The organism is Rhodoferax sp. GW822-FHT02A01, assembly GCF_038784515.1.
GTDB lineage: Bacteria > Pseudomonadota > Gammaproteobacteria > Burkholderiales > Burkholderiaceae_C > Allorhodoferax.
On the sequence record NZ_CP152376.1, the window covers coordinates 3,450,382 to 3,464,880 of the forward strand.

General features: G+C 53.5%; 12 protein-coding genes and 3 pseudogenes. 12 read left to right on the forward strand and 3 right to left on the reverse strand.

Going from position 1 to position 14,499, the window contains the following annotated elements; all coding sequences use genetic code 11:
* From AAGF34_RS16215 to AAGF34_RS16235, 5 genes are all read left to right on the forward strand, one after another.
* Positions 1-1,308: an ethylbenzene dehydrogenase-related protein gene (locus AAGF34_RS16215; protein ID WP_342616756.1), complete on the forward strand. Its 1,308-nt coding sequence runs from the start codon at positions 1-3 to the stop codon at positions 1,306-1,308.
* 630 nt (positions 1,309-1,938) lie between these two features.
* Positions 1,939-2,238, forward strand: coding sequence for a hypothetical protein (locus AAGF34_RS16220; protein WP_342616757.1), 300 nt, complete (start codon positions 1,939-1,941; stop codon positions 2,236-2,238).
* A 297-nt stretch (positions 2,239-2,535) separates the two neighbouring features.
* A complete protein-coding gene (locus AAGF34_RS16225; protein WP_342616758.1) occupies positions 2,536-2,973 on the forward strand; it encodes a universal stress protein in 438 nt (145 codons plus the stop codon).
* 574 nt (positions 2,974-3,547) lie between these two features.
* On the forward strand, positions 3,548-4,741 hold the full coding sequence (locus AAGF34_RS16230; RefSeq protein WP_342616759.1) for an FIST N-terminal domain-containing protein: 1,194 nt from the start codon (positions 3,548-3,550) through the stop codon (positions 4,739-4,741).
* 15 nt (positions 4,742-4,756) lie between these two features.
* The gene (locus AAGF34_RS16235) at positions 4,757-7,837 is read left to right on the forward strand and encodes an EAL domain-containing protein (RefSeq protein WP_342616760.1); all 3,081 of its coding nucleotides are present in this window, start codon (positions 4,757-4,759) and stop codon (positions 7,835-7,837) included.
* Positions 7,838-7,929: 92 nt separating this feature from the next.
* Here AAGF34_RS16235 and AAGF34_RS16240 read toward each other — a convergent pair whose 3' ends face one another.
* From AAGF34_RS16240 to AAGF34_RS16250, 3 genes and pseudogenes are all read right to left on the reverse strand, one after another.
* On the reverse strand, positions 7,930-8,919 hold the full coding sequence (locus tag AAGF34_RS16240) for a diguanylate cyclase (RefSeq protein ID WP_342616761.1): 990 nt from the start codon (positions 8,917-8,919) through the stop codon (positions 7,930-7,932).
* A 336-nt stretch (positions 8,920-9,255) separates the two neighbouring features.
* Complete coding sequence (locus tag AAGF34_RS16245; RefSeq protein ID WP_342616762.1) at positions 9,256-9,555, reverse strand: type II toxin-antitoxin system RelE/ParE family toxin; 300 nt, start codon at positions 9,553-9,555, stop codon at positions 9,256-9,258.
* A 98-nt stretch (positions 9,556-9,653) separates the two neighbouring features.
* Positions 9,654-10,121: pseudogene (locus tag AAGF34_RS16250) on the reverse strand (transposase); the annotation flags it as partial.
* 339 nt (positions 10,122-10,460) lie between these two features.
* On the opposite strand from AAGF34_RS16250, the pseudogene AAGF34_RS16255 reads away from it, so the two are divergent.
* The 7 genes and pseudogenes from AAGF34_RS16255 to AAGF34_RS16285 all read left to right on the forward strand — a co-directional run.
* A pseudogene (locus AAGF34_RS16255) lies at positions 10,461-10,702 on the forward strand (signal peptide protein); the annotation flags it as partial.
* A gap of 109 nt (positions 10,703-10,811) precedes the next feature.
* On the forward strand, positions 10,812-11,453 hold the full coding sequence (locus AAGF34_RS16260) for a LysE family translocator (RefSeq protein ID WP_342616763.1): 642 nt from the start codon (positions 10,812-10,814) through the stop codon (positions 11,451-11,453).
* 67 nt (positions 11,454-11,520) lie between these two features.
* A complete protein-coding gene (locus AAGF34_RS16265) occupies positions 11,521-11,691 on the forward strand; it encodes an EAL domain-containing protein (protein WP_342616764.1) in 171 nt (56 codons plus the stop codon).
* Positions 11,692-11,740: 49 nt separating this feature from the next.
* A pseudogene (locus tag AAGF34_RS16270) lies at positions 11,741-11,953 on the forward strand (IS30 family transposase); the annotation flags it as partial.
* A 163-nt stretch (positions 11,954-12,116) separates the two neighbouring features.
* Positions 12,117-12,524 (forward strand): transposase, encoded by a 408-nt coding sequence (locus AAGF34_RS16275; protein ID WP_342616765.1) that lies wholly within the window; start codon positions 12,117-12,119, stop codon positions 12,522-12,524.
* Positions 12,521-12,853 carry an IS66 family insertion sequence element accessory protein TnpB gene (gene tnpB / locus AAGF34_RS16280; RefSeq protein ID WP_342616766.1) on the forward strand — a complete coding sequence of 111 codons (333 nt, stop codon included), beginning with the start codon at positions 12,521-12,523 and terminating at the stop codon, positions 12,851-12,853. Before AAGF34_RS16275 ends, tnpB begins: the two co-directional genes overlap by 4 nt.
* Before the next feature lie 81 nt (positions 12,854-12,934).
* Positions 12,935-14,449 carry an IS66 family transposase gene (locus tag AAGF34_RS16285; RefSeq protein WP_342621033.1) on the forward strand — a complete coding sequence of 505 codons (1,515 nt, stop codon included), beginning with the start codon at positions 12,935-12,937 and terminating at the stop codon, positions 14,447-14,449.
* The last annotated feature ends 50 nt before the right edge of the window (positions 14,450-14,499 follow it).

Below are 14,499 nucleotides of genomic sequence, written 5' to 3' on the forward strand. Positions count from 1 at the left end.
ATGAAGGTTTTGAAATTGATGCCTGCATCACTTGGTGTGGCAATGATACTTGCGGGGTTTGCTTTTGCGGCGGAACCTACCAGTATTGACTGGACTAAGATTCCTACAGCGACGATTACTCTCTTTTATCCAGGGCAAACGACCTATGAATGGACGCGTAGCAAGGCTCACGGTGGCAACGTTAAAGCCACAAAAGGTGTCGCCTGCGCATACTGCCACGATGAGTCTGACGCTGAACAAGAGTTCGGTGCAAAACTTGTCAAGGGTGGTGACTTGGAGCCGACGCCAGTGATTGGTAAAAATGGCTCCGTTGACCTCAAAGCTCAAGCTGCATTTGACGATAAGAATGCCTACTTGCGGTTTCAATGGAAGACAAAGAACCCATACCCTGGCACTGAGCACCAATACCTGCGTTTTGATGGCAAAGAGTGGAAGGTTTATGGCTATCCCAAGCTGGATAAGGTGGTTCAGGATGGACTGCAACCTGGCATTTACGAAGATCGTCTCGCCATCATGATTGACGACGGAAAGGTTCCGGACTTTGCTGCGCAGGGTTGCTGGCTTACCTGTCACGACGGGCAACGCGACAGCAGACACCCATTCACCAAGGACGAGGTCGCCGCCAATCCGCTTATGGCGGCTATCGGCAAAAGCGACGTACGTAAGTACCTTCCGGTGAGCCGTACCGATCCGTTAGATTGGAAGACCGGTAAGACAGTGGAGGAGTTGGTAAAACTCAAAGCAGAACAACAATTCGTGGATCTCATTCAATGGCGCGCACACCGAAGCAACGGTGTCGGCATGGCTGACGACGGGTATGTTCTGGAGTGGCGTCTATCTGACGCAGGAAAAGACATGTTTGCCAGCAACGCAGACCCAAAAACGCATACGCCCAGATACATGTGGGACGAAAAAAAGGTGGGTTACAAGTCCATCACCGCAGACCAGTTGTACAAGGCTGACCACTTTCTCATCCGTGAAAAGAACGCACTTCCGTTCGATTCCAATATCAAATGGAAGGAAGGTGACATGATTCCAGACTACGTTCTCAGCCGAGAGGATGCCATGGGGTCGGCGGCGGACAACAATGCCATCGCCAATTGGAAGGACGGCATGTGGACTGTGGTCATCATTCGACCGCTGGGGCTAACAAATGCAGATGACAAGACGCTCAAAGCAGGAAGAATCTACAGCGTTGGACTCGCCGTGCATGATGACAACATTACCACGCGTGGGCACCACGTTTCCTTTGTCAAAACACTAGGATTTGGTGTTAAAGCCGATATTGAAGCGGTAAAGCTGCCTTAGCGTCAGTTGCCTACCCACCAAGGCTCCATTGGCACTCCATAAACTCAATGTCCGCCTCGCGGGGCGTTGACTTGCGGCTGCAACGACTGCAACCAGCCCTTCGCTGCTGGGAGAATGTAAACGAAGTTGTACCGTCGCTTCGAAATCGGGAGCGACATGCGAGAATCCGGCACGGTCATATGTCGTTTCTGAAGTAGGGGAAAACCTTTGAGTCTCTGAATCGCCCCCGGGGCGATTCACGCGCCGCTACCTGGCTATCTATTATTTGCCCCAAAACCGAGATTCTTTCGAATTAAAATGCAGAGTCAACTAAACCAACATAACGCTGCATGTCAATCATTCAGGTTATCAGTTTCGCTAGTCTGTGCGTCCTAAATATCGGCTAGGCGCTGGCGCAATCTGCACCAATCCGATTACTATACGCTGAACGACCCCTGTTCTTGAGTCGATTACTGCAAGGGAAGGTATTGGAAACACTACTGAATTTGCCATCCAGCTACATGTGAAAGCAGGTAAAGGCTATGTCAGATTGCGCACAAAATAGAGAGCAACTCGCCAATCGCAGCTGTACAGCGCGCCAGCCACGACAGCTCAGCGGCATGGGCCACTAATGGAGGCTATCAGTTCGCCATGGAAGAATCCAAGAAGATAATCTTTGACAACATATGGGCCGGGCTTTTACAAAAAGGGGAGTCTGAGAACCCTCATGAAGACCCGCTGCAAGATACGGATGTGCAAAGCATGTTCTCTAAAGAGGAATTGCGGAATGCAGCATCCTTGATCAGGACCCTGCGAAGGGGCGCTGCTTATGAAGAGCTATTGGGTGGCTTGCGGCTTGCGGCGGCTGATTTGGAAAAGGTACAAGAGGCACATTCAAATCCACTCGTTAGTCTGAGCGTAATTCGGGCGCTGTTGCACAAACACGGTTGAGCTCAGACTGTCCATGCAGCACAACGTATTAGTTGGCTTTCCGCTTGTCGGTCGGCAGTTTATGACGGGCACGTGGTCATGTCATAAAAATGATCCTACAGTAGGCGTTGCGCTCCATTTGTAAATGAACTGATTTGTGCCGATAATTTGCCATCGCTGAACGCCATTGGTCTACAGGTTGCGCCAGGCGATCCAGAGGCTGCCATATCGGAAGTCTGGTGACCTTCTTGCGCCCTATGCAGCGAATTGTGCGCGCGGTTTTACGAACTTCCGCTTGTAACCCCCGAGGAGATGGCCATGTTTAAACACATTCTGATTCCCACAGATGGCTCCGATTTATCGAACGCGGCCATCACCAATGGTGTTAAATTGGCCAAAGAAATCAATGCCAGAATTACTGGATTGGCGGTTACCATGCCCTACCATTACTTCTCTATGGACGGAGCCATGCTCGCCGACTCCATTGATCGTTACGAGGAAGATTCTGAAGCACTAGCATTGCGTAATTTGAAAGTGCTTAAGGATGCTGCTTCTGAAGCGGGCGTGGAATACGCATTGTTGCATCGGGTGAATGAGCACCCGTACGAGGAAATCATCAATGTAGCGCAAGAACAGCGGTGCGACGTGATCTTCCAGGCTTCGCACGGTCGACGCGGTTTGCGCGCATTATTGATGGGTAGTGAGACCCAAAAGGTTCTGACCCACACAAAAATCCCGGTGCTGGTGTTTCGATAACTATTGGGCAGAAGTTTGGCTGGCAGTGGAGCGCTAGCCTTGAGTCAGCATGTGAGCGTCACGCACCGCCCCTTCAAGGTCGGCGTGTAGCCGCATGGGGAAAGGCGCGTGTGTGCTGCATGATGTATTACCTTGGAAATGCATTAACGAGTGCCCACAGCATTTCGACCGTTGGAATTGCATGACATTTTTAACTTGGAAGACATGCCCAAATCATTGTTAAAGCGTAAGCTCCGAAAGCGCACTACGCACCACATCCTCCTTCAGGAATGTGCTGGCCTGTTGCAGGCGCGCATTAGACTCAGCCAGAAGGTTGCGTCTCTCGATGACGGTATCGAATTTGCCTACTTGTACTTCGATTCGACTTTGAAGCTCTACGCTTCAGGAAGGCAGCAGAGTACAGGCAACATCCTAAGTCAAATCGTAAGTATGACGCAGTTTGTCCACCATGCCAATTGCGGCAAAGCCGAATTACATGATATAGATTAGATGATTAGACTCATTTCAGCAAAGAAGTTCGTTTCGTTAACACCCTGTGCCTGGCCTTGATCCAGCACTGAACCCAGAGATGAATATGCGGATCGCAACATCGTGGAGCAATGACACTAAGGCTGAGACTGCTTTTCAGGAGGCGTTTAATAATTTAACAAATGAAATCAAGGGATATCCCTCGCTTCTGTTTGTGTACTTTACCGAGCATTACAGTTCGGATTCAATTCTGGCGTCAATGGCAATACTGCCCCCTGGTGTAAAGGTACACGGCTGCACTTCTTGTCAAGGCGTCATGACGCAGGACGGTGTTCACGGTGTAGATGGACCTGCAATTGCTTTGTTTGGAATTCAAGATGTTGAAGGTGCATATGGAGTGGGTGCACATGCACAGGGTGGTAATCCCCGAGATGCGGCCATGGCCGCACTAACGCTTGCTTTAGCGGATGCTGACCGACCGGGAGAACTTCCTGATCTAATTTGGTTCAATGCGCCACCTGGGCAGGAGGAATCAATCCTGCTAGGAATGCAAGAGGTTGTCGGAGTGGACACGCTCATCGTCGGAGGCAGTGCGGCGGACAACCAAGTGGCAGGACGCTGGCGAGTACTAACGCGAGATATTGCAGATGGCGACTCACTTGTTGTTTCAGTACTGTTCCCTTCTTGCCGAATCGGATGCTCATTTCAAAGCGGCTATTCGCCATGTGGTCCCAGAGGCGTTGTGACGTCCGCTTCAGGAAGAGTAGTTCATACAATTGACGATGAACCTGCCGCTCAGGTCTATAACAAATGGACAAGGGGTCTCATCGATGCAGCCTTACCAATGGGAGGAAATGTCCTTTTCGTAACGTCGCTCAGTCCACTCGGCCGGGTAGCAGGAAGAGTTGGAGACATATCCTATTTCACGCTTTCTCATCCAGAGATGGTATTGGCCGATGGTTCATTGCGGTTGTTCACCGAAGTTCAACTGGGGCAGGAACTGTTCCTAATGGAGGGTTCAAAAGAAACTTTAATAGCGCGGGCTGCGCGAGTGACAGAGGCTGCAATCGCCTTGGATTCCTTTAGCTCGGAAGCAGTTCTTGGGGTAGTTATGGTGTACTGCGCTGGATGCATGCTTACCGTGCAAGATCGCATGTCACAAGTTGTAGACGCACTAAATCAGACACTAAATGGAAAGCCTTTTATTGGTATCTTCACATTCGGAGAACAAGGCAGTGTCCTGCGTGGTGGTACATCACATGGGAATTTGATGATTTCTTCCCTAGTCTTCTCAAACTGATTGGATTGTTAGGGGATGCCCACATCAGAACCCACTCAACTGTTTTCGTCTGAACGGCTTGGAGAGGAGTTAGTCGCTCTTCAACGTGCGTTGCAACATGAAAAGCAGCGCAGGATAGAGGCAGACGGATTGCTTGAAGGGCTGCGTGCTCTAAATGGGGCGCAAAATACCCAGCAGGTATTTGAAAAACTTGTCGAAGTTCTTCGTCGCTTCATCCTGTTCGATGAAGCCATCATGCTGCAAATTAACTCACAAAAGCAACTCAATTCAATTTGCGCATCAAGCGAAGATTTTCTGGGGCTTACTTGGAAAGTAAGCGATGTGTTCCAACGAGTACTTGACGGGCAAACTGTTGCTGTTTTTGACACTAATGGAATGCCGGATTGGCTTAGTCAACCCGATACGCTAAGCGCAAGAGTTCGATCGGCCATCTATGTGTCGCTGCACACGGGAATAAGTGAGGCAATGTTGGTGTTCGTTCACGCAAAGCCAGCATTTTTCAATAAAACGCATCTACACCTGCTAGAACGATTCATCCCACTTACTAATCAAGCTCTGGCGAGTATCGAATACCGTGAGATGCTGGAAAAAGCTGAATTGGTGCGTTTGCGTGCTGAACAGAATGTCCAGAATCTTTTGCTGGAGCAAAACCTTGTTCTTGAAAATGCGGGGGTTGGGATTGCCTTCCTGAAGGACCGACGCATTGTGCGCTGCAATCAGGAGTTTGCAACCATGTTCGGGTACCAGGTGGAGTCGCTGATAGGAACCTCAACGCTAGCCTTGCATACCTCTAAAGAGGAGTACAAATGCCGCGAGAGAAGCGCCTATGACGCCATCGGACGAGGAGCGGCATTTTCTAGCGACGCGCAATACAGGCGCTGCGACGGTACCCTGTTTTGGGCTACGACGACGCTTACCGCAATTGATCGCACGGACCCGACAAAGGGGGTTATTTGCGTCACACATGACATTGACCAGCGCAAACGTGTCGAACAGGCGTTGCTTGAGAGTGAGTCCCAGATACGTGCTGTTTTCAATACGGCACTGGACGCGATTGTCGCCATGGATGTCCAGGGACTGATCGTAGACTGGAATTCCATGGCCGAAACTGTCTTCGGATGGAGTAAATCCGAGGTGATGGGGCGATATCTTGATGAAACGATCATGCCAACTCGATACAGAGCTGCATATCGAAAAGGACTAGCTCGATTTCTGACTTCCTCAGAAGCACGTATCGCAAATCATCGAATTGAAATCTCTGCCATACGGCGCAATGGAGACGAGTTCCCTATCGAGCTCTCAGTCACGTCGGTCAATGTTGGCAATAGCCTTCGCTTTACGGCGTTCATCTCTGACGTCAGTGTGCGTAAAAAAGCAGAGGCCGATCTTCGCATTGCGGCTACGGCGTTCGAGTCCCAAGAGGGAATGATGATCACTGATGCCAATGGTGTGATTCTTCGCGTGAATCGGGCTTTTACTGAGAGTACTGGCTATACGGCGGAAGAGGCTGTGGGGCAGACACCTCGCTTGCTCAAGTCGGGACGCCACAACGCCGCCTTCTTTAGCACCTTATGGGAGAGCATTAGGCAGACTGGAAGTTGGCAAGGTGAAATATGGGATCGACGCAAGAATGGAGAAATCTATCCGAAATGGCTGACCATTACTGCGGTCAAGTCTGACGCCGGAGATGTAACTCACTACGTTGGTACACATATTGACATTACGGCGCGAAAAACAGCAGAAGAACAGATTACGCACCTAGCTTTTTACGATCCGCTCACCCAGCTCCCAAATAGGCGGCTGCTTCTTGATCGGCTGCAACAAGCGCTAGCTGCCGGCTCACGCAGTACACATTACGGTGCACTGTTGTTCATTGATCTGGATCACTTCAAGACGCTCAATGACACCCTTGGCCATGACAAAGGGGATCTATTGCTTCAACAAGTAGCGCAGCGCCTTGTCGCATGTGTTCGCGATGGAGATACTGTGGCGCGACTTGGTGGAGATGAGTTTGTGGTACTTCTTGAAGGACTTAGTAAGTTTTCCGAGGAAGCCGCACCACAGGCTGAGTCTGTAGGTGACAAAATTCTGACGATACTCAATCGCCCATACCTGCTTGCAGGCTATGAAAACCGAAGTACGCCAAGCATCGGTATCACCTTATTTGGAGGCCATCAAACTTCCTACGAAGATCTGCTCAAGCAAGCTGACCTAGCCATGTATCAAGCAAAGGCAGCAGGCCGCAATACACTGCGTTTCTTTGATCCAGAGATGCAGGCCTTGGTTTCCAGTCGTGCCGCATTGGAAGTGGAGCTACGTGGGGCTGTAAACAGTCACCAGTTGGCACTTTACTATCAGCCACAAGTAGACGGAGAAGGGTGTCTGACTGGTGCCGAAGCGTTGGTGCGTTGGCTGCATCCAGCTCGTGGCTTGGTGTCCCCCGCCGAATTTATTCCTCTTGCCGAAGAAACCGGCTTAATTTTGCCGCTTGGACAGTGGGTTTTACGCACTGCCTGTGCTCAATTGGCGCAATGGTCAGTCAAACCCGAAACCGCGTTACTTTCCCTGGCCGTGAACGTCAGCGCCAAGCAGCTTCAGCAGAGCGACTTTGTTGAGCAGGTATTGGATGCCCTCAACTTAACCGGTGCGAACCCAAGAAGACTCAAGCTGGAATTGACCGAGAGCTTGATGGTGTCCAATGTGGAAAACACTATCAAGAAGATGACAGCATTGAAAGCGTGGGGCGTGGGATTTTCCTTGGATGACTTCGGAACAGGATACTCCTCACTGTCGTATCTGAAGAGACTTCCGCTGGACCAACTGAAAATTGATCAGAGTTTTGTGAGGGACATCCTTGTCGACTCCAACGATACTGCCATAGCGAAAATGATTGTCGCACTCGCAGAGTCCTTAGGACTTTCGGTCATAGCTGAGGGAGTGGAAATAGAAAAGCAAAGAGTTATGCTTGAAGAACTGGGTTGTCGTGCTTACCAAGGGTACCTATTTAGTCGTCCACTTGCACTGGACGATTTTGAAGAGTATGCCCAAAATCAGCATGTAGTGTGTTGCATCGACCGGTTGAATCCGCCGTGGTAAGTAGGATATTGTAAATACCTGATTCATATCCTAGTATTACCAGCCCAGCGTTGAAGAAGTTCAGAACTTCGCCACGCAATGGATGTGGGACATCACGGTAAGGCACCATCGGAACGCGCAGCCATTGGTTCCGCGGCAACACGGTCGCGCCCATCATGTTTGGCGCGATACAGCGCCGTATCGGCAGCCTTGACCAAGGAATCGCGATCGGTGTCCTTGTCGGGTATCCTCGAGGCAACGCCAATGCTCACCGTGACATGGCCCAGCCCGCTGCCGCTATGGGGCATGGCCAGACGGGCCACCGCGTCGCGAACCCGGTCCGCGACGATTAACGCGCCATCCTGATTGCTGGACGGCAGCACCAGGACAAACTCCTCACCACCGTAGCGAGCCACGGTGTCACCTGGACGGTAGACAATGGCCGACATGCATTGCGCAATGCGGCGCAAGCAGTCGTCGCCCATTTGGTGGCCGTAGGTGTCGTTGAAAAGCTTGAAGTGATCGACATCCACCATGAGCAGGGAAATGGGTAATTTTTCTCGCTGCGCGCGCAGCCACTCATTGGCCAGCGTCTCGTCAAAACTGCGCCGGTTGGCAATCCCTGTCAGTCCGCCAATGGCCGCCAGGCGCTCCAGTGCGATTTGCGCCCGCTTTTGATCGGTCATGTCGCGCAGAGTCTCCACGACCGCAATCAGTTGGCCTTCCGTTCCGTAAATTGGCCCGGCATCGATGGCGAGGTAGTACTCGGTGCCCACTACATGCGGCATCACACACCAGTTTTCCACGTGAAAGGCGTGAGTTCCGTCGCCAACATCGACAGACGTGGCATAGAGTGCGGCGATTTCGCTGGTACGCCCCTGCAATACAAGGTCGGCCAAGCACGGCCGAGGCACGTCGTAAAAGGCCCGCCAATGATCGCGCGTGCCGATCAACTCTTTCGCGGGTACGCCGGTCAAGCGCTCGCATGCGCGATTCCAGATGAGGACGTTGCAGTCGGCATCTAGAACGAACGTAGGAACGACTAAATCCCGCATTAGCTTTATGGCAAAACTGCGGTCACTCTCGGTGCGATTACCTCTCATCCATGACCCCTGTGCTCCGTGTTCTGTGCGTGTTTTTGGTGCGGGTCCCTGTCAACGCTTAAGAATAACACCAGACGTCGAACGATTTTTTGATCCAGATCAAAAGCGCAAGTCCACTGAAAATTGGTCGGTTACTGCACGGCAAGCCTTGTTGTGCAGCACTTCCACAGTGCTCCATTTAATTAATGCTAGGCCAAAATCCGGGCAGGAAATCGTTTGGATTTAAGCCCGAATCCAACTCAGGACAAGGTCAGAACCGAACGCAGCCTCAGGCTTTTTCGCTTCTTCCTGGGTGTCTTCGATGGCAATCCTAGACATTGGCATATTGTTGATTGCTTATAGACCAAGCGCCTTCAATAAATCATGGCAACGCTTAGAGACCAAGTCCAAATCAGCCTTGCTGGTCCTCACTGTTTTCTTTTGAAAACGATAAAGCACATAGACGGCATCTGCAAAGTTGGCTGCGTACGAAACGCACTGAATGCCTCCTGAATTCAAATCTTTTTTACGCCATTGCCCACGGTTCTCATGGGCTTCAATACCCACCGTGAACAGTGCTGCCTTGAGCGGTGTCGTGGCAATGGTATCAGTCAAAAAAACTGAACTGATCCGTGCCGGCATCAAGATGCTGGTCACTCTGTCTGATATCCACTACCGTTCCACTTTTCGTGGTGAGATATTGGTAAGCGCGCGGCCAACCCATGTTGACCGCTGAGAGTTGCCGCGGTAGTCCGTCAGGTGGTAGTGGATTGCCAGCGATGCGGCAATAGCTCGCCAATCTGGCTGGCCCGTTGTGTAGGCAACCGGTTGAGCACATCTTTCAGGTACGCATAGGGATCATGCCCATTCATGCGTGCTGACTGGATCAGGCTCATGACTGCCGCAGCCCGTTGGCCTGCGCGCAGACTCCCGGCAAACAACCAGTTGTTGCGGCCAATGGCAATGGGGCGGATTTGGTTCTCGATCCAGTTGTTATCCGCGGGAAGCCGTCCGTCATCGACGAACCGGGTGAGCGCCTCCCATCGCCGCAAGCTGTAGTCCAATGCTTTGGCGGTGGCTGAACTGGCGTGCACCTTCTGGCGCTGCAAGCCCATCCATTCATGCAAGGCATCGAGCACGGGCTTGGCCTTTTGTTGGCGGATGCGCTGGCGTTCCATTGCATCCAATTCCTTGACCTCGCGCTCGACCTCGTAGACCAGTGCAAACTGGGCACATGCAGCAGCGCGTCGGCGTCCCACTAGACAAAGTGCCTGAGCATGATCGAGCGTCCTGGACACCCACTTACAAACGCACACAGATGTGGGCGTTTCTAGTGGTGCAGGCATCCCTCAAGCCGATAACAGTTGCATCAATGCTGGACACCCGTCTGCAATCGCCCGGGCGCAGCGGCACGGTGTAGAAGTGTCTGCAATATTTCAAAGAAAGAATTGCTGCGTCTACCAGCCTCAATCTTCATGAAATCTGTTCGCGCTCTCGCCATCGTCGTCGGTGTGTTCTGTGTCGCTACCGCATTTGCCCAAACTGCAACACCCGCTCCCAAGGCCAGCGCGCCTGCCGCTGCGACAATGCCCGCTACCGCGGCAGCTTCAGCCAAGACGGTGGCTCCAATGGCCGCTGCCGCTGGGGGGGGGATGGCAAAGTGTGGGTGAACACCGCCTCCAAGGTTTACCCTTGCGAAGGCTCGAAGCACTACGGAAAGACCAAGACTGGCGAGTACATGACCGAAGCAGATGCAAAGGCTAAGGGCAATCATGCTGACCACGGCAAAGCCTGTACCAAGTAAACTTGCTTCGGCCAGAGAACAAAGGGCGCTAGGCGCCCTTTGTTCGTTAAAGGCACTGGGATCTCGCATAGAAGCATAGCGTTCACTCATACCGACGTAGGAAAGTTCAATGGATCCACATGTAATCATTGCATTCACAGCAGTAGCATGCATTGCCATCCTGAGCCCGGGCCCTGCGACCATTTTGGCCATACGAAACGCTACTGCGTTCGGCGTGCGTTCCGTGGTGTGGTCTGCGCTCGGCAACGTCTCTGGACTTTTCTGTCTGTCTGCGGCCTCCATGATGGGACTTGGAGTCGTGCTTATGTCCTCGGTAATACTCTTCGCCACGGTCAAAGTAGTGGGGGCCTTGTATCTCTTTTACATGGGAGTTCGGCAACTGACGGGGCGCTCAAGAGCATTAGTGAATGCACCCGACAAAACGTCGATAATTTCTCAGCCGAATCCATTGCATCTCTACCGTGAAGCCGTTCTTACAGCAGCAACGAATCCTAAGCCAATCCTTTTCTTCACCGCACTCTTTCCACAGTTCATAGACGTGCACACTTCGATGCTGCTGCAGTTTTTGGTCTTGACAGGGATTTTTGTGAGCTTGTCTTTTGCGACGCTCATCACGTACGCTCTGCTTGCCTCCCGCGCCACTTCCCTACTGGCTCAGCCTGGCTTTGCAAAGTGGCTAAATCGCACGTTTGGCAGCATATTCATTGCATTTGGGGTGGCGCTTCTCACCCTGCGCAGGCAGAGCAGCTAACTGGCCCTCTCCGCTTTAAAACATTCGGGTAAATCACGTTGCGGTGTCTCCCACTCATATCATTGCCATGGGCCATTCGCTAAATCTTAAGGTCATCGCGGAAGGGGTTGAAACGCATGAACAAGCAACACTCCTCACAGATATGGGATGTGATGAGGCACAAGGCTACTGGTATTCTAAGCCTATCAAGGTGGCTGATCTTTTGCCACAATGGGAACTGCTAGATAGAGGAATTTAACATCCGTTCTGGACAAGCCAAATGACGCGTTCCGCAATGTGTACTGCACTGTAACTAACGGGAGAGCCCTTGGTAGCGCGGGAGCAACGAAAATATGAACGGCTTGTTGCGGCAATACTTTCCCAAAGGAGTCGATATCTCGGACTACTCACAGGCACAGATCAATGCAGTGGCTAGAAGACTAAACGAGCGTCCCAGGAAAACTCTAAACTACGAAACACCCGCTGGTCGATTCAACCAACTTGTTGCATCGACCGGTTGAATCCGCCCGCGATAGCCGTCATTCCTATCTCGTTGATTGCCGGGCGCCTTGGCGAACAGGATGGGGCCTTCAATAGCCGCCTGAACCGTAAGCGTCCGGCCATCCCATATTGAATCGACCTTGGTGATCAGGCATCGTCCCCACGAAGGAGATCGTGGAGACTATGGATCAAGTGTCGACAGTGCAGCGCCTCAAGCGGCGCGAGTACAGCGTGGAATTCAAGGCATCGGTGTTGGAGCAGTGTCGCCAGCCAGGCGCATCCCTGGCGGGCATTGCGCTGGGCCATGGCATCAACCCGAACATGGTGCACCGCTGGATACGCGAGGAGCGCCAACGCAGGGTGCTGACCGAGCTGCAACAGACGGCAGCAACCTTCGTGCCGCTGCAGCTTTCAGGGGCAGGCAATGCGGATGCCATAGCGATGAAGCACCTACCAGAGGCACCGCAGCCTGCTCACACCGGTGAGACCATCCACATTGAAATCCAGCGCGGCGGTGCCACCGTGAGCGTGCGCTGGCCACTTACGGGCGCTGCGCAATGTGCACAAGTGCTGCGTGAGTTGCTGCGTTGATCCGCATCGACTCAGTCTGGCTGGCGACTGCACCGCTGGACATGCGCGCTGGAACCGATACAGCGCTGGCCCGCGTGATCGCTGTCTTCGGTGCCGCACAGCCTCACCATGCCTATGTGTTCGCCAACAAGCGCGCCACCCGGCTCAAGATCCTGGTGCATGACGGCATTGGCATCTGGCTGGCTGCACGCCGGCTACACCAGGGCAAGTTCATATGGGCATCTGACTGCGACACCCACTGCAGTCTGGACCGAGTCCAGCTCGATGCCTTGGTGCTGGGCCTACCCTGGAAACGCGTGGGACAGGCCGGCGCCATTACCGTGGTGTGATCGCGGGCGGCATAGGCCCTACCTGCCAATTGGGGCATGCGCCAATGGCCTGCACACAGCGACTCTGGCACAGTCGTGGTCATGGTGGTGGAGCCGCAATCCCTGGAGAACCTGAACGCCGAGCAGTTGCGCGCGATGACAGCCCGACTGCTCACGGAACTGCGCCACAGCCAGGCCCTCAACGAAAAACTCACCTACGAGAACGCGCTGCTCAAGCGCATGAAATTCGCCGCCCAGTCTGAACGCTTCAGCGCCGATCAGCGCAGCCTGCTCGAAGACGAGATCGATGCGGACCTGGCAGCCGTGGCCGCAGAGATTGAGCAGCTAAGCCTGCCGGTATCTCCTGCGCAGGACAAGCGGCAGGCCAAACGCCAACCGTTGCCGGTCAACCTGCCACGCCGGGAGATTCGCCATGAACCCGACTCCACCACGTGTCAATGTGGCTGCCAGCTCAAGCGCATTGGCGAGGACGTAGCGGAGAAGCTGGACTATGTGCCCGGCGTCTTTACCGTGGAGCGTCATGTGCGCGGCAAGTGGGCATGTGCCAAGTGCGAGACCATCACCCAGGCGCCGATCGAAGCGCACGTTATCGACAAGGGTATCCCCACCGCCGGACTGCTGGCCAAGGTGCTGGTGGCCAAGTACGCGGACCATCTGCCGCTGTACCGCCAAGAGAGCATCTTCGGTCGGGCCGGTTTGGCCATCCCGCGCTCCACTCTGGCGCAATGGGTGGGAACTTGTGGCGTGCGCCTGCAGCCCCTGGTCGATGCACTGAAGGCTGAGATGCTGCAACATCGTGTACTGCATGCTGATGAAACGCCAGTGTCGATGCTCAAGCCAGGCGATGGCAAGACGCATCGCGCCTACCTATGGGCTTATGCGCCCGGAGCCTTCGAGGACATGAGGGCCGTGGTGTATGACTTCTGCGAGTCCAGGGCTGGCGAGCATGCACGCAAGTTCCTGGAGGACTGGCGCGGAAGTCTCACCTGCGATGATTTCAGCGGCTACAAAGCACTGATCGCCAGCGGTGTGACGGAGGTGGGGTGTCTGGCCCATGCGCGGCGCAAGTTCTTCGATCTGCACGCCGCCAGCAAGAGCTATATCGCCGAGTTTGCGCTGGCACAGTTTGCACTGGTCTACGAGATCGAGCGCGAGGTCAAGGAATTGGATGCAATGGAACGCCAGCGCATCCGCCAACAAAAGGCCAAGCCCGTGCTCGATGCCTTGCATGAATGGATGGGCTTGCAGCGCCAGAAGGTGCACGCCAGTTCAGCCACCGCCAAAGCATTGGACTACAGCTTGCGGCGATGGGAGGCGCTCACCCGGTTCGTCGATGACGGACGGCTTCCCGCGGATAACAACTGGATCGAGAACCAAATCCGCCCCATTGCCATTGGCCGCAACAACTGGTTGTTTGCCGGGAGTCTGCGCGCAGGCCAACGGGCTGCGGCAGTCATGAGCCTGATCCAGTCAGCACGCATGAATGGGCATGATCCCTATGCGTACCTGAAAGATGTGCTCACCCGGCTGCCTACACAACGGGCCAGCCAGATCGGCGAGCTATTGCCGCATCGCTGGCAATCCACTACCACCTGACGGACTACCGCGGCAGCTCTCAGCGGTCAACATGGGTTGGCCGCGCGCTT